Consider the following 16,892-nt stretch of genomic DNA (forward strand, 5'->3'; position numbering starts at 1 on the left):
AAGGAGTGCCAATCTACAATGGTGGTTGGCACTTCCTCCTCGGTGTTCTCTGTGCCTCTGTGGTGCAACCCTCTGTATCTCTGCAAAAACTCTGTACCTGAAAGGAACCCTACGCCCCCAACGGCTCGGCGGGGGATTTGCTCTCGATGGCAATCACACCACCTCGGTGAAAGACCAGTTCGCCCTGTTCGAGGTCAACTTCAATCGTATCACCGGCTTTGAAGCCACCCCGCAGCAATTCGCGTGAGATCGGGGTTTCAATTAGGCGTTGCACGGTGCGGCGCAACGGGCGCGCCCCGTAGACCGGGTTGAACCCCTCGATCACCAGATGCTCTTTGGCGGCTTGGGTTAGGCTGAGGGTGATCTTTTGCTCGTGCAGCCGCAGCACCAACTCACCTACCTGGAGATCGATGATGCGCGTCAGATCCTCCATGCTGAGCGGGTGGAAGAGGACGATGTCATCAATGCGGTTGAGGAATTCGGGCCGGAAGGCTTGCTTGAGCGCATCGTCCACTTTGCGCCGCGCTTCCTTCAGGTCAACCTGTTTGGCATCGCTGGGCTTTAGTTTGGTGGCAAAACCAATGCCGCCCCCTTGGAGGTGTTCCGTGCCCGCATTGCTGGTCATAATGATCACCGCATTGCGGAAGTCCACCGTGCGCCCGTGGCCATCGGTGAGCCGTCCGTCGTCGAGTACCTGGAGCAGCGCGTTGAAGACATCGGCGTGTGCCTTTTCGATCTCGTCGAAGAGGACGACCTGGTAGGGACGGCGGCGGATGCTCTCGGTGAGCTGGCCGCCCTCGTCGTAGCCAACATAGCCCGGCGGGGCGCCAATCAGGCGGCTGACGGTATGACGCTCCTGGAATTCACTCATGTCCACGCGGGTCATGGCCTCTTCGCTATCGAACATGAACTCGGCGAGCGCTTTGGCCAGTTCCGTCTTGCCAACCCCGGTTGGCCCCACGAAGATAAAGCTGCCAATGGGCCGCCGTGGATCGCGCAGACCGCTGCGGGCGCGGCGGATGGCGTCGGAGAGGGCTACAACCGCTTCGTGCTGACCAATCACCCGCTCGTGGAGCCGCTCTTCCATTTGTACCAGTTTTTCGCGCTCGGTTTCGAGCATGCGACTGACTGGCACCCCCGTCCAACTTGAGACAATCTGGGCGACATCTTCATCATCTACAATTTCGTCGAGGTTGGCTGAAGTGAGCCACGCCGTGCGCTCCTGCTCGAAGGCGGTCTGAAGCGCAAGGAAGCGCGAGCGCAGCATCGCGGCGCGTTCATACTCGCGGCGCGCCCCGGCCTCCTCCTCTTCGTGTTGCAGTTGACGCAACTCGGCCTCTTTAGCCTTCAGGGCTGGCGGCATCGCAAAGATGTCAATCCGCAGCTTGGCGCTCGCCTCATCAATCAGGTCAATTGCCTTATCGGGCAGGAAGCGGTCGTTGATATAGCGGCTCGACAGTTGCACCGCAGCACTGAGCGCATCATCGCTAATCGTCAACTGGTGGTGATCTTCATAGCGTTTACGCAAGCCACGCAGCATCTCAATCGTCGTATCTTGATCAGGTTCTTCAACAAAGACCGGACTAAAGCGTCGTTCGAGGGCGGCATCTTTTTCAATATGCTTACGGTATTCATCGATAGTTGTAGCGCCAACCACCTGAATCTCACCGCGGCTCAGGGCCGGCTTGAGCATATTGCTGGCATCAATGCTGCCAGCGGCGGCACCCGCACCAACCACGGTATGAAGTTCATCAATGAAAAGGATGACCTTGCCCTTCGCATTGCGTACTTCATCCATCACCGCCTTGAGGCGCTCCTCAAATTCGCCCCGGAACTTCGAGCCAGCAACCATACCAGCGAGATCAAGCGCCAGCAACTTGCGGTCGCGCAGCGTCGGCGGCACATCGCCGGTCGTGAGCCGTTGGGCCAAACCTTCAGCCACCGCCGTCTTCCCGACACCCGTCTCGCCAACGAGCACAGGATTATTCTTAGTACGGCGCGAGAGAATCCGAATCACACGTATAATCTCCGACTCACGCCCAATCACCGGATCGAGTGCGCCATCCTGAGCCAACTGGGTCAGATCGGTCGAATACTTCTCCAGAATCTCATAGCGGCTCTCGGCCCCAGGATCATCAGAGCGCTGCGAGCCACGGATTTCGAGAAGCGCCTGATAGAGCCGTTCTTGGTCAACATGGAAACTATGCAGAATCCGGGCCGAAGCCCCCTCACGCTCACCACTCAACGCAATCAGCAGGTGGTCAATGCCCACATACTTATCATCAAGCCGATTAGCCTCATCTTCAGCCCGTTTCACCAAGCGCTGGGTGCGCGGCGTAACATAGACCTGATTACTGAAACCATACTGGCCATAGACCTTCGGCGACTTTTCAAGCTCACGTTCAACCCGTTGAGCAATCAACTCCGGGTCAACATTCAGGCGCATCAAAGCCCGCGCAGTAACGCCATCACGTTGGCGCAACATCGCCAGAAAGACATGCTCCACATCCAACTGAGTGTGATGCTGCTCTTGCATAATCTCCTGGGCGTTCTGAAACGCATCCTGCGCCTTCTCGGTAAAGCGCTCAAGTCTCATCTGCATCCCTCATTTCTGGCGTAACGGCCAGCCCATGGTAGTTTCGTATTGGTGCGGCAACATTGCCGCGTTGCACATAGCTACCCTTATTGTAGCACAGGGCTTGGTACGTGCAGAGGATGATTTAGTATCAAAGCCAAAAACACGATAATTTTCTCTTCTTACCACGGTGCGTGCTATAATTGAGCGACTCATGATCTGGCCCGTTGCAGCTACGAGGAGATGTGGTATGACGAATAGTTTTGGGGCCCGTGCGACCCTCCAGGTCGGTGAACGTGCGTACGAGATTTTCCGTTTGGATGCCTTAATTCAGCATGGCGTTAATTTGAGCCGTTTGCCCTATTCGTTGCGAATTTTGCTTGAAAATTTGTTGCGGAACGAAAATGGGCGCTCGGTGACGGCTGATGATATTCGGGCGTTGGCCAATTGGGATGCTCAGGCTGAACCGGATAAGGAGGTTGCGTTTACGCCCGCGCGGGTGATTCTGCAAGATTTTACCGGCGTGCCATGTGTGGTTGACCTCGCCGCAATGCGTGATGCGATGGCTACGATGGGTGGCGACCCCGCGCTCATTAATCCCCTCCAGCCTGTTGAGTTGGTGATTGACCATTCGGTGCAGGTGGATGCCTTTGGCTCCGCTACGGCCCTGTTGATCAATAAGGAATTGGAGTTTGAACGTAATAAAGAGCGCTATGCCTTTTTGCGTTGGGGCCAGACCGCTTTCCAGAATTTTAAGGTTGTTCCCCCTGGTAATGGGATTGTGCATCAGGTCAACCTTGAATATTTGGCCCGCGTGGTCTTTACGAGCGATGAGAATCCTCGTGCTACTGGCTCGGTTCAAGCCTACCCCGATACGCTTGTGGGTACCGATAGCCATACGACTATGATTAATGGTGTTGGTGTTCTCGGTTGGGGTGTCGGTGGGATTGAGGCTGAGGCCGCTATGCTTGGCCAGCCGGTTTCGATGCTGATTCCGCAAGTGGTGGGCTTTAAGCTCTTTGGGACGTTGCCCGAAGGTACCACTGCGACCGATCTGGTGCTGACTGTCACCGAGCAACTGCGTAAGTTTGGCGTTGTTGGCAAGTTTGTTGAGTTCTTTGGCCCGGGCCTCGCTGCTCTGCCTCTGGCCGACCGCGCCACGATTGCTAATATGGCCCCTGAGTATGGTGCGACCTGTGGTATCTTCCCGGTGGACGAAGAGACTCTGCGCTATTTGCGTTTCTCGGGTCGCAGTGAGGAGCGGATTGCGCTTGTGGAAGCCTATATGAAGACCCAAGGGCTTTTCCATGATGCCGATACGCCTCAAGCGGAGTATAGCGCCATCTTAGAGCTTGATCTGAGTACGGTTGAACCTAGTGTCGCTGGGCCGCGCCGTCCGCAGGATCGCATTACCCTTGGTAATGTTGCGCCAGTCTTTGGCTCGGCCCTGCCCGCGATCCTGAGCCCCAAGGGCAGCCCTGAACCCGCTGCGCTCCAGTCCACCGCAACGCTCACGTTGGAGCAGGAGGAGCATGAGTTGCACCACGGTTCGGTTGTGATTGCGGCGATTACCAGTTGTACCAATACCTCCAACCCCTCGGTGATGCTCGCCGCTGGCCTTGTGGCCAAGAAGGCGGTTGAGGCGGGCCTCCAGACCCAAGCCTGGGTCAAGCCTTCGCTTGCGCCTGGCTCGAAGGTGGTGACGGAGTATCTCGATCAGGCTGGCTTGACGCCCTACCTCGATAAGCTGCGTTTCAATACGGTGGGCTATGGCTGTACGACTTGTATCGGCAATTCTGGCCCGTTGCCGGTGGAGGTGAGTGCGGCGATTGAGCAGGGCAACCTTGTGGTTGCTTCGGTGCTTTCGGGTAATCGCAACTTCGAGGGGCGCGTCCAGAGCGAAGTGAAGGCCAATTTCCTCATGAGTCCCCCGCTGGTGGTGGCCTATGCCCTGGCCGGACGGGTGGATATTGATTTGCATAACGAGCCATTGGGCACTGGGGCCAATGGTCAGCCCATCTTCCTGCGCGACATCTGGCCGAGCCAGGCTGAGGTGCAGCAGGTGATGAGTACGGCCATTAAGTCCGAGATGTTCCAGCGTAGCTATGCTTCGGTCTTTGAGGGCGATGAACAGTGGCAGCAGATTGCGGTGCCCGCCGGCGACCGCTTCGCTTGGGATGGGGCGAGTACCTATGTGCGTCGTCCGCCCTATTTCGAGGGGATGAGCGCTGAGGCACCCACGGCGGTTGCTGAGATCCAGGGGGCGCGTGTGCTGGCCGTCTTGGGCGATAGTATCACCACCGACCATATCAGCCCGGCTGGGAGCATCAAGGCTAGTTCGCCCGCAGGCAAGTATCTGTTGGAACGCAGCGTTGAGACGAAGGACTTCAACAGCTATGGGTCGCGGCGCGGCAACGATGAGGTCATGGTGCGCGGCACCTTTGCCAACGTGCGCCTACGCAACAAGCTGGCCCCGGGCACCGAAGGCGGCTTTGCGCCCTACTTGCCCACCGGCGAAGTGCTGCCGCTCTACGATGCGGCTATGCGCTACAAGGCCGACGGTACCCCCCTGCTGATCATCGCGGGCAAAGAGTATGGCTCTGGCTCCTCGCGTGACTGGGCCGCCAAAGGGCCATACCTCCAAGGCATCAAGGCGGTTATCGCCGAGAGCTACGAGCGCATCCATCGCTCCAACTTGGTTGGTATGGGCATCCTGCCGCTCCAGTTCCTACCCGGTCAGAGCGCCGAGAGCCTGGGGCTGAGTGGCACCGAGATCTACAACATCGTCGGGCTTGCCGATGCGATTGCCAGCGGCTTCGCCACCGGGCGCACCCTCACCATTCACACGACTGCCAGCGACGGTAGCACCAAAGCGTTCCAAGCGCTGGCTCGCATTGATACCCCCCAGGAGATCCAGTACTACATCCACGGCGGGATCTTGCAGTACGTGTTGCGCCAGTTGCTGGCAGAGAATCGGTAGGAAGAACAGAGGAACAGAGAACAGGGAACAGGGAACAGAGGAACAGGGAACAGAGGAACAGGGAACGATGCCGCAAAAGAGCGTAAAGGAACGCAAGAAAACTGCGGTGCCTTCGCCCCTCTCCCACCACGTGGGAGAGGGGTAGGGGGTGAGGGCCATCCAGGGCATCCCAAAGCTCTATTCGTGGCTTTAGGAGCAAATGTTTTGTTTGCCCATGAACCGCATTTGAGGGTGTGGGAGAACCGGGTTCTCCTACCGCACCCTCTGCTTGAGGGCGTGGCAGAACCGGGTTCTCCCACCGCACTCTCTGTTCAAGATTTGGAGGGTGTGGGAGAACCGGGTTCTCCCACCGCACCCTCTGCTTGAGGGCGTGGCAGAACTGAGTTCTCCCACCGCCCCTCCAATAGAGTAACATAGAAGGAGTATTTCATGAAACGCTTTGTTTCACTCATGACCCTCATGGCGCTGGTTGCGCTGCTGCTGGCTGCCTGTGGTGGCCAGACGCCGCCGCCGGTGGTTGATGTCCCGCCAACCACCGAACCTGATGCGCCAGATGCCGAGACCCCCGCAGATGCAGATGCTTCCTCGGAGGATGCGACGCCAGAGCAGCCTACCCCAGCGCCGCCAACGGCAGTCCCCGATCCGGTGACGATTACGATTTGGCACAATTGGGAGGGCGAATACTACACTACGATTGAAGCGCTCTTCAATGAGTATGGTGCAGCTAACAATGCCGAGATTGAGTTCGTGCGTGTGGCAGACGACATGCATGAGGCCTTGCTGGCCGCAGTGCCGGATGATCAGGGGCCGGACATTGTTGCCTGGACGAACGACCAGATTGGGAAGAATGTGTTGGCCATGTTGATTCAGCCGGTCAATCGTCGGGGTATTGATGATGACTACTTGCGGGCGAATTTTAGCCCGGTGGCGGTGAATGGCTTGAGCTTTGAGGCTCAGACCTGGGGCGTGCCTGAGTCACTCCAGACGCTGACCTTGATTTACAACCGTGATCTGATCAGCACAGAGGAGTTGCCCCAGGATACCGATGAATTGATCGCCCTGGCCCGCGAGTTCAACACCGACGAGCGTTACCTCTTTGTCTACAATGGGCGCGGCGATGTTCACGCCTCGGCAGCCTGGTGGCAAGGGGCGGGGGTGAGCTTGGTGAACCCCAATGGAACCACGGGCATCAATAGCCCTGAAGGGCTCGCGGCGGGCCAACTGATTGCCGAATTGAGTACGATTATGCCCCAAGAGCTTGATGCCACCATGGCCGACACGCTCTTCCGGGAGGGCAATGCGGCGATCATTCTGCAAGACCTCGCGGCTGTTGAGGAGTATGTGGCCGCCGGGATTGATGTGGGCCTAGCGACCATTCCGGTCGTGAGCAGTTCCGGCCAGCCGGGTGCGCCCTTTGTGCAGGTCAACATGCTCATGCTCGCCCATAATGCCCACGAGCCTGCGGCAGCCGTCGAACTGATGAAGTTCTACGGCACGCCTGAAGTCCAACTGCGCTTGGCTGAGGTCAATCGGCAGGTACCGGCCAACCTTGAGGCCCAAGCCCAAATGGCCGATGACCCGATCATTGCTGGCTTCCTTGCCCAAACTGAACAGGGAAAGCCGCTACCCAACAATGAATTCATTGCAGCCATGTGGGAGTCGGTGAGCCAAGCGGTTGAAGCCATCTGGACGGGTAGCGCGACTCCAGAGGATGCTATTGAACAGGCGGAGGCGCTCTTTAATGAGAAGGCGTTGGAATTGCGCTAAGCGGCTGTCTGAAAAGTCTATGAACTGGCGTTGGAGTGCCGGCTTCAGCCGGCTAAAGCCGGCACTCCAACGCGTGCCAACTAGCTTTCCAGATAGCTTCTAAATTGGCAGCAATGCTCCACCCCTTCCCTAAGCCTAGAGTGAAAAACTTCACTTGACAAGCTTATTGAGGCACCGCTATACTCCCTCGCAAGGTAGGGGAGTAGCCACTCGCTCACGAGCGAGACGCGGTATCGTCATTACGGGGCTTGTGCCCCCGGTGCCGCGAACGTGCCCTGGTATGGTACGCATGGCGAGACCACCACGACCGAGGCCGTGGTGGTCTCTTTGTTTGCCTATTGCACGTTGTTAGTTCGGGTTGGCGGTGAAGGTGCTAACCCGAACCAACAACGCGCTTCGGGAAAGTAAGGAAGCAAACAAACCTATGGATCCGGTAACCATTGGACTCCTCATTGCTGGGCTGGTACTGCTGACGCTGGGGGGCGAATTGCTGGTACGTGGTTCTTCGGCGCTCGCAGCGATTGCCGGTATTTCGCCCCTGGTGATTGGCCTGACCGTTGTGGCCTTTGGGACAAGCGCCCCCGAGTTGGCTGTGAGTGTCCAAGCCGGGCTCACTGGTGCCTCTGATCTTGCCATTGGGAATGTAGTCGGCAGCAATATTTTCAATATCCTCTTTGTTTTGGGCACGTGCGCCCTCGTTGCCCCGCTGATCGTCTCGATCCAACTGGTACGCCGCGAAGTACCCATCCTGATAGTCGTCTCGTTCATGATGTTCTTTATGGCTCTCGATGGCACGATTGGGATCATTGATGGGCTCATCCTGACCCTTGGGATCATTATCTATGTTGCATGGTCGGTGATCAGTAGCCTGCGTGAGACCGCCGCCGCTGAGGCTGAGGCGGGGGGCCGCGATCCAACGACTGATCGCAGCCTGCGTACCCTCATGCTCAACCTGACCCTGCTTGTGGGTGGCTTGGGCCTCTTGGTTCTCGGCTCACGTTGGCTTGTGGATGGTGCGGTTGGCCTTGCGCGTGCCCTCGGTGTGAGCGATGTCATCATTGGCCTTACCATTGTCGCCGCAGGTACCTCACTGCCCGAAGTGGTCACCTCGGTGGTTGCCACCCTACGCAACGAACGGGACATCGCCATTGGTAATGCGATTGGCAGCAGTATCTTCAATGTTCTCTGCATTGTCGGCATCGCCTCGCTCGTCACCCCCGGCGGCTTGAATGTGCCAACCTCGGTGATCAACTTTGACATGCCCGTCATGCTGGCCGCCACGATTGCATGTTTGCCCATCTTCTTCAGCGGCATGACCATTGCCCGTTGGGAGGGGGCGCTCTTCTTTGGCTACTATATCGCCTATACGACCTACCTCGTGCTGGCCGCCACCCAACATGACGCCCTGCCCGCCTACAGCACCGCCATGATTACCTTTGTTATTCCGCTCACCGTGATCACACTCGTGGTAACGGGAGGGCAAGCTTTGCTGCGCCACCGCCGTGGCGAGAATGGATGCTAGGGAAAGGTTCGTAGCCGCTTTACAGCTTGCGAGGATGCGAGGACGCGAGGACGCGAGGACGCGAAGCCCTCGCCTCTTCGCCTCACGCATCCTCGCAAGAGGACGCGAGGACGCGAAGCCCTCGCCTCTTCGCCTCACGCATCCTCGAATTTGATCCACTTGATCACTCCCCGTGAATAACCAAGACACCTTCCGCCTCACGATCCTGCACCGAAGTATAGAAACGAAACGTGCCCGCATGACGCGCTGGGAAACTCATGAGCGCATCAACCCCCACATCTGCCGCAATGAAGCGCGTGCCTGTGGGCAACTCAAGGTTGAGATTTTGGCCAATGGTGTCACGGTTCCGCAGACGAATGATCACCATCTCGCCCACTTGGGCCTCCAGCCGCGCTGGTTCGTAACCAGCTTCCGTAATGGTCACTTCAAGGGTTCGTTCGGGCGGCAAGGTCGTCTCACAGGCGCTTAACCCCAGGGTAGCGCCAAGCAACAACAGCAGCATCCAAACACGCAGGAGCACACGATGAGACAAATAAGACATAGCTGAGACCTCAACTGTTGCAAAGTGATACCGAAAAAGTGTAGTATAATGAAAAAAATCCCAAAGTTACGGCAATGACGGGCAGAGAAGATTGATGCAGATCGTCCCAAGACCATTGGGGCTTGGTTTGGCTGCGTCCGGTAGCATACCCGCAGGGAAGCACTATGCTCTTATCCATGGTACTGTTTGCGTTCGCTACGTCGCCTCTGGGCCTGTTGGCCCGCCGCGAACCACGCGCACTGGTGGGGTGGGGGCTCGCCCTGCTGCCATTTGCGCTCTTTGTGGTGCTTTGCACCCAGATTCCAACGGTGGTGGGTGGCCCGCCAATTGTTGAGACGCTCTCATGGGTACCTGCCCTGGGCCTAGAGTTGCGCTTTAGCCTTGATGGCCTGAGCCTGCTCTTTGGATTGATTATCACTGGCATTGGAACATTGATTGTGGGCTATGCCGGTGCCTACATGGAGAAGGACATCGGACTTGGGCGTTTCCTGGTCTATATGTTTCTCTTCATGGGGGCCATGCTTGGTGTCGTGCTGGCCGGTAACGTGCTGACCATGTTCGTCTTCTGGGAACTCACGTCGGTCACGAGCTACTTGCTGATTGGCTATAAGCATGATTATCCCGATGCGCGCCGTGGAGCGCAACATTCGTTGTTGGTCACGGGCTTTGGGGGCTTGGCCCTGCTTGTGGGCCTGCTGATGCTCGGTGCTGCCGCGCAGCAGGTGGGGGTACCCGCCGATCAAGCCTATAACTTTGATACGATGCTGGCGGCAGGTAGCCAGATTGCCCAGACGTCGCTCTATGGCCCGGCGATGGCCTTCGTCTTCCTAGGGGCCTTCACCAAGTCGGCCCAGTTTCCTTTCCACTTCTGGTTGCCAGGGGCGATGCAAGCGCCTACCCCCGCCAGCGCCTTCCTCCATTCGGCCACCATGGTCAAGGCTGGGGTCTACCTGCTCGCCCGCATGGCCCCTGGGTTTGGTGATACGCCTATCTGGAATTATACTCTGGTTGCGGTGGGAGGCTTCACCTTCGCCTTCGGTGCCTTCGTCGCCTTCCGCCAGTACGATATTAAGGCGCTCTTGGCCTACACCACCCTCAGCCAGCTTGGTGGCCTTGTGCTAATGATTGGGCTTGGGGGCAAGTATGGCGCTGAAGCGCTGGTTACGCTCATTTTGGCCCACGCGCTCTACAAGTCGGCCCTCTTTATGACTGCCGGCATTATTGATCACGAGACCGGCACGCGCGATCTGAATCGCCTCGGTGAACTGCGGAGGCTGATGCCGCGCACCATGGTGATTGTGGGCATTGCGCTGCTCTCGCAGATGGGCATCCCGATTATGCTTGGCTTTGTGGCCAAGGAGTGGGCTCTGAAGGCTGCTTTAGAGAGCAACCTTGCCGCTCCGTGGCCGATGGTTGGCTTGGCCGCCATTATGGTAGCCGCAATCTGCTATATCATTGCGGCGTGGCGCTTCTTCAAGAATGCCTTCCTTGGCACCGCCCATCCCGATGTGTTGCAGCGTAACGTCCATGATCCCAAGCTGGCGATGCTGATCAGCCCGGCAATTCCGGCCCTGCTCTCGATCCTGCTGCCCTTCGCGCTGCCCTTGGTAAGTACCTTCCTCAGCCCGGCGGCTTCAGCCGTCTATGGCCAGAGCTTTACGTTTGATCTCTACCTCTATGGTGGGATCAACCAGGCGCTATTGCTCAGTTTGGGCGCGATTGTTATTGGTGGTGCGCTGGCAACCCAAGAGCGCCGCCTGGCCTCGCAACGCATCATAGCCTCGATTAGCGGTGCCCAACTCTTCGACCGCCTGATTGAGGGTATGCTGGCGGTGGCTACCGGCATGACCCGCCAGATTCAATCGGGGCGCTTACGCACCTACGTCCTCTACACGGTGCTGGCCTTCTTTGTGTTTGTCGGCATACCCTTCATCTTCTATGGCTTGGGCGATGTGCGTACCATCCAGAACGATACCTTCTACTTCTATGAAGTGGTCGTTATTGGACTCATTCCGGTAGGGGTGATTGCAACTATTACTGCACGTTCGCGCTTAGGGGCGATTATTGCGGTGAGCATGGTTGGGGCCATGATGGCGCTGGTCTTTGTCCTCTTTAGCGCCGCCGATCTCGCGCTCACCCAATTGCTCATTGAGGTCCTCTCGACCGTCTTTCTGCTCTTCCTCTTCTCGGTGATGCCGGCGCGCTTTCGCAACTTCTCGCCCACATGGGTGCGCTGGCGCGACGCGGTGATCGCCGTGTGCTTTGGGGTCTTGATGAGCGGCTTGGTACTTGCCTCAGTCAGTACGACCCTCTTCCAACCCCTGGCCCCCTACTACCTCGAACAGAGCGTGCCCGGCGGCAAAGGGGCCAATGTGGTCAACGTGATCCTGGTAGACTTCCGCAGCCTTGATACGCTCGGCGAGATTGTAGTACTCTTTGTGGCCGTCCTCGCCATCTTTGGGCTGCTGCGCTTCCGTAAACAGCGCAACGATGTTCGTCCTAGTGGTCGTACATTGCAAACCATTCTGCCTGGTGAAGCGGGCTTTCTGACGGGCAATGCTGCTCATGAAGGGGACAGCAGTACGCCAGTTGGCAAGGCGAAGGAGAATATGCCATGAGTAAAACTGTCAACTACGATTCCATTGTCCTCCGCACCGTCTCGCGCCTTATGATGCCGCTGCTGCTGCTGCTCTCGGTCTTTATGCTGATCCGCGGCCACAACCTGCCCGGTGGTGGCTTCATTGGCGGGTTGGTTGCTTCCTCGGCGATCATTATGCAGATGATCGCCTTTGGGCCAACCTATGCCCGTGATGTAATCAGGGTCAACTACCTTACCCTCGCCAGCATCGGCATCCTCATTGCGGTGGTCTGGAGCATGCCCGCCCTCTTCTTCGGGATGCCCTTCATGGCCGCCTTCTGGATGTCCGCACCAATCCCTGGCGTGGGCACCATGGGCACCCCGGTTGCCTTTGATGTAGGCGTATTCCTGACGGTCATTGCCGTTACCACCAAGATCGCACTGCTGCTCTCCGAAGAACCTGATCTCTTCCCCCTTGACATGGAGGATGACGAAGAGCCTGAAGCGGGCGCTCCTAGGGTGTAGGTGTTTAGGAAGTAGGAAGTAGGAAATAGCGCAAACGTAACTGCGGAAATAGGAACAGTCATGATCTTTCTGCTCTCGATTGCAATCGGATCACTCTTTGCCGGTGCTATCTTCCTCATGCTGCGCCGCAGTGTGATCAAGCTGATTCTCGGCCTCATCCTCCTCGCCCACGGAGCGCACCTCTTGATGTTTACGATGGGTGATGGCGGGGTGCGGCGCGGGGCACCACCGATTGTGGATTATGAGACTGGCGCAGTGGCACCGGGCACCGCCGATCCACTGGTGCAGGCGCTCATCCTGACAGCTATCGTGATTAGCTTTGGCATCACCGCCTTCATTATCGCCCTCGCCTACCGGGCGACCCAGGCGGTCAAGAGTGACGACCTCGACGATATGGCCACGACAGATAGGCTCTAAACTCATGGCAAATCACCTCTTTCTCCCGCTCATTTCGCCGATGTTGGCATCCGCACTGGCCCTGCTCTTTGCACGGGACAAGACGCGCATGGTTGCGCGTGTGATCGTGCTGGCCAGTATCATCTTCAACCTGATCTATAGCATCTGGCTGCTTTGGGTTGTGGGCAATGAAGGCATTCAGGTTACCCAGGGGGCTGGTTGGGAAGCTCCCTTCGGTGTTACGCTCGTTGCTGATGGGGCGAGTGCGTTGATGCTCTGCGTGGCCACACTGCTCATGCTGGTTACGGTGAGCTATAGCTTCGCATCGCTCGATCCTGGCTACGAGAACTTCTTCTACTATCCGTTGTTGCTGCTGCTGCTGCTCGGCGTGAGTGGTGCCTTCCTGACGGGCGACATCTTTAACCTCTATGTCTGGTTCGAGATTCTCTTGCTCGCCTCATTTGGCCTGATGACTCTGGGCGGCTCGCGGCCTCAACTGGAGGGCGGGCTCAAGTATGTGGTACTGAACCTTTTTGGCAGCACCGCCTTCTTGGTCGCCTGTGGATTGATCTATGGCACAGTGGGCAGCCTCAACATGGCCCACGTTGCCGAGCGCATGAGCAGCGTTACCAATCCAGGCATCGTGACCGTTATTGCCTGTCTCTTCTTCTTTGCCTATGGCGGCAAGGCGGCGATTCTGCCGCTCTTCTTCTGGTTGCCAACCAGTTACCATACGCCCCCTGTGGCGGTAACTGCCATCTTCAGCGGCCTGCTCACCAAAGTGGGCGCCTATTCGCTCTACCGCGTGCTTGGCTTGGTGCTGCAGGATGAGTTGATCCGCCTTGCGCCCTTCGTTCTTGCTGTGGCAGGCTTGACCATGGTGGTGGGCGTGTTTGGCGCTATGGCCCAAATGAACGTGCGGCGGATTCTTAGCTTCCATATTATCAGCCAGATAGGCTATTCGCTGATGGGGCTGGGCCTCGCCAGCGCAATTGGCCTGGCTGCTGGATTGCTCTTTACGGCTCACGTCATGATTGTCAAGACGGCGCTCTTCTTCATTGGCGGTGCCGCCGAGCAGGTCTATGGCACCGGCGACCTGAAGAAGATGGGGGGCATTGCACGGCGTGAGCCGCTACTGTCCATCTTCTGGTTCTTGGGCATCCTCTCACTGGCCGGCATTCCACCCATGAGCGGATTCTTCGGCAAACTGGCCCTGTTGCAAGCGGGGATCAACCAGGGTGCCCTGCTGATCAGCGTGGTAGCCGCCTTTACCGGCATCCTCACCTTCTTCTCCATGCTCAAGATCTGGAATGAGGTCTTTTGGAAGAAATCTTACGGCGACATGAGCAAACTCCCGCGTGTTACGCCGGGGTTGCTCTGGCCCGGTGCCATCCTGGTGATCATCAGTTTCGCCTTGGGGATTGGTGCGGGTGGTTTGGTGGATTATAGCCAAATGGCGGGGGCGCAACTCTTCGACCGAGCGGCCTATATCAGCAGTGTCTGTGGGAGCAATGGCTGCGAAGCGGTTGTTGATCTGGCCCTGCGTTAGAAGGAGATCCATGTGCTTACACTCAACTTCTTTTTGGCCATTACATGGATGACCCTCCAGCAGAGTTTCACCTTTAGCGACTTCTTGGTGGGCTTTCTGCTTGGCTTTGGGATCATCACGCTGAGTCAGCGGGCCATTCGCGAACAGGTTGTCGAGACGGTGCGCTTGCAGCGCAAGCAGGATATTGGCCAATACCCGCAGCGCGTCTGGAAGTTGTTGAGTTTCACCAACTTTGCCTTCTGGAGCATCCTCAAGGCCAATATTGATGTGGCGCGGATCCTGTTGCGCCCTCGGCTCAACATCAACCCTGGCATTATCGCCATCCCGCTGGATGTACGCAGCGAAATCGGGATCACCGTTCTCTCCAACCTGATCACCCTCACCCCCGGCACCGTCTCGATGGATGTCTCGGCTGATCGCAGCACGCTCTATGTCCATTGTATCGACATCCAAGACCCCGATGCGCTACGGGATGACATTAAGCAGAACTTTGAACGACGGGTGTTGGAGTTGTTTCCCTAGCGGGGCGCTTTAGGTCCCTGAGAGGCTGTCTGAACAGTCTATGAACTGGCGTTGGAGTGTCGGCTTTAGCCGGCTAAAGCCGGCACTCCAACGTGTGCCCACTATTTTCAGATAGCCTCTGAAGCCTCCTAGCAAGGCATGATTGGTTTACAAGCCCTCCTAGAGGGTTAGGGAGGACATGGTTCTCCCTAACCCCCAAAGGTTCCACCATGTCCCCTCTCTTTGAAATGCTCATGAATGGATTGTTGGCCCTCACGGCCATCTCCCTGGCAATGACGACAGGACGGCTGCTGCTCGGCCCGAGTATTCCTGATCGGGCCATGGCCTTTGACCTCGTGATGATCCATACGGTTGCCCTGATTGCCCTCTATGCAATCATTGTGGATCAGAATTTGCTCGTTGATGCGGTACTCGTCGTTGCGGTACTCGGCTTCCTAGGTACCGTCGCGCTGGCCCGTTATATCGAGAAAGGTGGCAATTGATGACCATCCTAGAGACCATTACCTTCATTCTCTGTCTCATGGGCGTCTTTTTCATGCTACTCTCTTCGTTCGGGCTATTGCGCCTACCCGATGTCTACACCCGGGGCCACTCGGCAGGCAAAGCCGGGACGATCGGGGTGATCGGGGTATTGCTGGGGGTTGGGCTCTACCATGCGGATCCATTGGCCACAGCAAAGATGCTGGCGCTGATTGTCTTCTTTTTGCTGACATCGCCAGTAGCGGCTCAGATCATCGAACGTGCCGCCTTTGTGACTGAAGTCGAGATGCTGGAGAACGACGCCCCCAACGATCTCAAAGGCCGCTACGATGAGCATGGCAACCTGCGTTGAGGTTTGGCGCGGGTGCGGGGGCGGCGTAGGCGCTCCGAAGAATTTGTTAACGCGAAGAAGTCCTGAGTTGGCAGGCGGCCCCGCGGTGGCTTCGACAGGCTCAGCCACCGCGTCACCGCGTCATTTGACGCTCCTAGAGCAAGCTGCTATAATGAGCGCCGTCGCGCCGAAGTGGCGGAATGGCAGACGCGGCGGTCTCAAAAACCGTTGGGCTAATCACCCGTGTGGGTTCGACTCCCACCTTCGGCACATGCCATAGTTTATGGCACCAGCGCAAACAACCTTGTCGGGGCGTGGCTCAGCCCGGTAGAGCGCCGCGTTCGGGTCGCGGAGGTCGGAGGTTCAAATCCTCTCGCCCCGACCATTTGGATGAGCGCCCGTGCCTTTTTTTGCACGGGCGCGTGTTTTTTTATCTAATTGCTCCCATAGGCATTACGTGTAGGGCTACCGCCCTAAGAGGCTGCTGTTTTTTTCTTCGGGGGAGGCTACGCATCCCCCGAACCCCCGCCGGAAGGCGTAGCGTACTGCGTATGGGCATTGCCCCACACCCTGGCTCGTTGCAGGGCTGCGGGGGAACTTGAGTTCTCACGCCCCCCCTGCTGACTATGGATTATCGTATTCCACTTCGTCTGGTCATTGTGACCATAAGCTTGGCGCTGATCTTGGCCGCATGTGGTGATCTCGAAGCGGCTCTGCCTGAGCGCCCAACGCCAGTGCCTACACTGCCGCGCTTGCCGAGTGTGACGCCCATTACGCCGAGTCCCACGCCGGCCCCCACGTTCACCCCTACGCTCACCCCGACTCCGCGCCCGCTCGTTGCGACAGTGGTGCGTGCTGCTAATGTTCGCGCTGGGCCAGGGACGAGTTTTGCGATTGTTGGCACGATGGAAGCAGGGGTGACCGTTACCCTCCATAGTCAACGCGACGATTGGTTTGCTATTGAAACGACGGACATCACCGGCTGGATGTTCCGCGATCTGCTTGAACTTGATCCGGCCACCGAACGGGCTGTGCCGATGGATTTACCTTAAGGGATGGTTTCAGACTACGTTGCCGCTTGCTAGGATGCGAGGACGCGAAGAAGCGAAGAAGCGAAGCCCGCGCA

The 16,892-nt window shown here is 57.7% G+C and carries 13 protein-coding genes and 2 tRNA genes; 13 read left to right on the forward strand and 2 right to left on the reverse strand.

The features are described 5' to 3' along the window. Positions 1-109 precede the first annotated feature (109 nt). Positions 110-2,596 carry an ATP-dependent Clp protease ATP-binding subunit gene (locus CJ255_RS07525; protein ID WP_097643474.1) on the reverse strand — a complete coding sequence of 829 codons (2,487 nt, stop codon included), beginning with the start codon at positions 2,594-2,596 and terminating at the stop codon, positions 110-112. Positions 2,597-2,825: 229 nt separating this feature from the next. Between CJ255_RS07525 and acnA the strand changes: the two genes are divergently transcribed. The 3 genes from acnA (at position 2,826) to CJ255_RS07540 (ending at position 8,844) form a co-directional block, all read left to right on the forward strand. Beyond that, positions 2,826-5,555, forward strand: coding sequence for an aconitate hydratase AcnA (gene acnA / locus CJ255_RS07530; protein WP_097643475.1), 2,730 nt, complete (start codon positions 2,826-2,828; stop codon positions 5,553-5,555). Positions 5,556-5,984: 429 nt separating this feature from the next. Continuing rightward, positions 5,985-7,322: a sugar ABC transporter substrate-binding protein gene (locus CJ255_RS07535; RefSeq protein ID WP_097643476.1), complete on the forward strand. Its 1,338-nt coding sequence runs from the start codon at positions 5,985-5,987 to the stop codon at positions 7,320-7,322. Positions 7,323-7,746: 424 nt separating this feature from the next. Beyond that, the gene (locus CJ255_RS07540) at positions 7,747-8,844 is read left to right on the forward strand and encodes a calcium/sodium antiporter (protein WP_097643477.1); all 1,098 of its coding nucleotides are present in this window, start codon (positions 7,747-7,749) and stop codon (positions 8,842-8,844) included. A 163-nt stretch (positions 8,845-9,007) separates the two neighbouring features. Here the strand turns inward: CJ255_RS07540 and CJ255_RS07545 are convergent, their stop codons facing one another. After that, complete coding sequence (locus tag CJ255_RS07545) at positions 9,008-9,385, reverse strand: cupredoxin domain-containing protein (protein ID WP_097643478.1); 378 nt, start codon at positions 9,383-9,385, stop codon at positions 9,008-9,010. Positions 9,386-9,549: 164 nt separating this feature from the next. Between CJ255_RS07545 and mbhE the strand changes: the two genes are divergently transcribed. From mbhE to CJ255_RS07595, 10 genes are all read left to right on the forward strand, one after another. After that, positions 9,550-12,003, forward strand: a complete 2,454-nt coding sequence (gene mbhE / locus CJ255_RS07550; protein WP_097643479.1) for a hydrogen gas-evolving membrane-bound hydrogenase subunit E — start codon at positions 9,550-9,552, stop codon at positions 12,001-12,003. Next, positions 12,000-12,488, forward strand: coding sequence for a Na+/H+ antiporter subunit B (locus CJ255_RS07555; protein WP_097643480.1), 489 nt, complete (start codon positions 12,000-12,002; stop codon positions 12,486-12,488). The genes mbhE and CJ255_RS07555 overlap by 4 nt, the downstream gene beginning before the upstream one ends. A gap of 60 nt (positions 12,489-12,548) precedes the next feature. Continuing rightward, on the forward strand, positions 12,549-12,905 hold the full coding sequence (locus tag CJ255_RS07560) for an NADH-quinone oxidoreductase subunit K (RefSeq protein ID WP_097643481.1): 357 nt from the start codon (positions 12,549-12,551) through the stop codon (positions 12,903-12,905). A gap of 4 nt (positions 12,906-12,909) precedes the next feature. Continuing rightward, positions 12,910-14,433 carry a proton-conducting transporter transmembrane domain-containing protein gene (locus CJ255_RS07565; RefSeq protein ID WP_097643482.1) on the forward strand — a complete coding sequence of 508 codons (1,524 nt, stop codon included), beginning with the start codon at positions 12,910-12,912 and terminating at the stop codon, positions 14,431-14,433. 12 nt (positions 14,434-14,445) lie between these two features. Further along, positions 14,446-14,955: a Na+/H+ antiporter subunit E gene (locus tag CJ255_RS07570; RefSeq protein WP_097643483.1), complete on the forward strand. Its 510-nt coding sequence runs from the start codon at positions 14,446-14,448 to the stop codon at positions 14,953-14,955. A gap of 209 nt (positions 14,956-15,164) precedes the next feature. After that, positions 15,165-15,437, forward strand: coding sequence for an MrpF/PhaF family protein (locus tag CJ255_RS07575; RefSeq protein ID WP_097643484.1), 273 nt, complete (start codon positions 15,165-15,167; stop codon positions 15,435-15,437). Continuing rightward, complete coding sequence (gene mnhG, locus CJ255_RS07580; protein ID WP_097643485.1) at positions 15,437-15,787, forward strand: monovalent cation/H(+) antiporter subunit G; 351 nt, start codon at positions 15,437-15,439, stop codon at positions 15,785-15,787. Before CJ255_RS07575 ends, mnhG begins: the two co-directional genes overlap by 1 nt. A 165-nt stretch (positions 15,788-15,952) precedes the next feature. Continuing rightward, positions 15,953-16,036 (forward strand) — tRNA-Leu (locus tag CJ255_RS07585). A 38-nt stretch (positions 16,037-16,074) separates the two neighbouring features. Beyond that, positions 16,075-16,151 (forward strand) — tRNA-Pro (locus tag CJ255_RS07590). Between the two features lie 241 nt (positions 16,152-16,392). Beyond that, positions 16,393-16,818, forward strand: a complete 426-nt coding sequence (locus CJ255_RS07595) for an SH3 domain-containing protein (RefSeq protein WP_097643486.1) — start codon at positions 16,393-16,395, stop codon at positions 16,816-16,818. Positions 16,819-16,892: the final 74 nt, after the last annotated feature.

The sequence above is a fragment of the Candidatus Viridilinea mediisalina genome, from assembly GCF_002532535.1.
Lineage (GTDB): Bacteria > Chloroflexota > Chloroflexia > Chloroflexales > Chloroflexaceae > Viridilinea > Viridilinea mediisalina.

What these genes read in the sequence shown, in the direction of transcription:
- CJ255_RS07525 (WP_097643474.1), bottom strand. Translation starts at nt 2,596, where the DNA reads ATGAGACTTGAGCGCTTTACCGAGAAGGCGCAGGATGCGTTTCAGAAC.
- acnA (WP_097643475.1), top strand. Translation starts at nt 2,826, where the DNA reads ATGACGAATAGTTTTGGGGCCCGTGCGACCCTCCAGGTCGGTGAACGT.
- CJ255_RS07535 (WP_097643476.1), top strand. Translation starts at nt 5,985, where the DNA reads ATGAAACGCTTTGTTTCACTCATGACCCTCATGGCGCTGGTTGCGCTG.
- CJ255_RS07540 (WP_097643477.1), top strand. Translation starts at nt 7,747, where the DNA reads ATGGATCCGGTAACCATTGGACTCCTCATTGCTGGGCTGGTACTGCTG.
- CJ255_RS07545 (WP_097643478.1), bottom strand. Translation starts at nt 9,385, where the DNA reads ATGTCTTATTTGTCTCATCGTGTGCTCCTGCGTGTTTGGATGCTGCTG.
- mbhE (WP_097643479.1), top strand. Translation starts at nt 9,550, where the DNA reads ATGCTCTTATCCATGGTACTGTTTGCGTTCGCTACGTCGCCTCTGGGC.
- CJ255_RS07555 (WP_097643480.1), top strand. Translation starts at nt 12,000, where the DNA reads ATGAGTAAAACTGTCAACTACGATTCCATTGTCCTCCGCACCGTCTCG.
- CJ255_RS07560 (WP_097643481.1), top strand. Translation starts at nt 12,549, where the DNA reads ATGATCTTTCTGCTCTCGATTGCAATCGGATCACTCTTTGCCGGTGCT.
- CJ255_RS07565 (WP_097643482.1), top strand. Translation starts at nt 12,910, where the DNA reads ATGGCAAATCACCTCTTTCTCCCGCTCATTTCGCCGATGTTGGCATCC.
- CJ255_RS07575 (WP_097643484.1), top strand. Translation starts at nt 15,165, where the DNA reads ATGTCCCCTCTCTTTGAAATGCTCATGAATGGATTGTTGGCCCTCACG.
- mnhG (WP_097643485.1), top strand. Translation starts at nt 15,437, where the DNA reads ATGACCATCCTAGAGACCATTACCTTCATTCTCTGTCTCATGGGCGTC.
- CJ255_RS07595 (WP_097643486.1), top strand. Translation starts at nt 16,393, where the DNA reads ATGGATTATCGTATTCCACTTCGTCTGGTCATTGTGACCATAAGCTTG.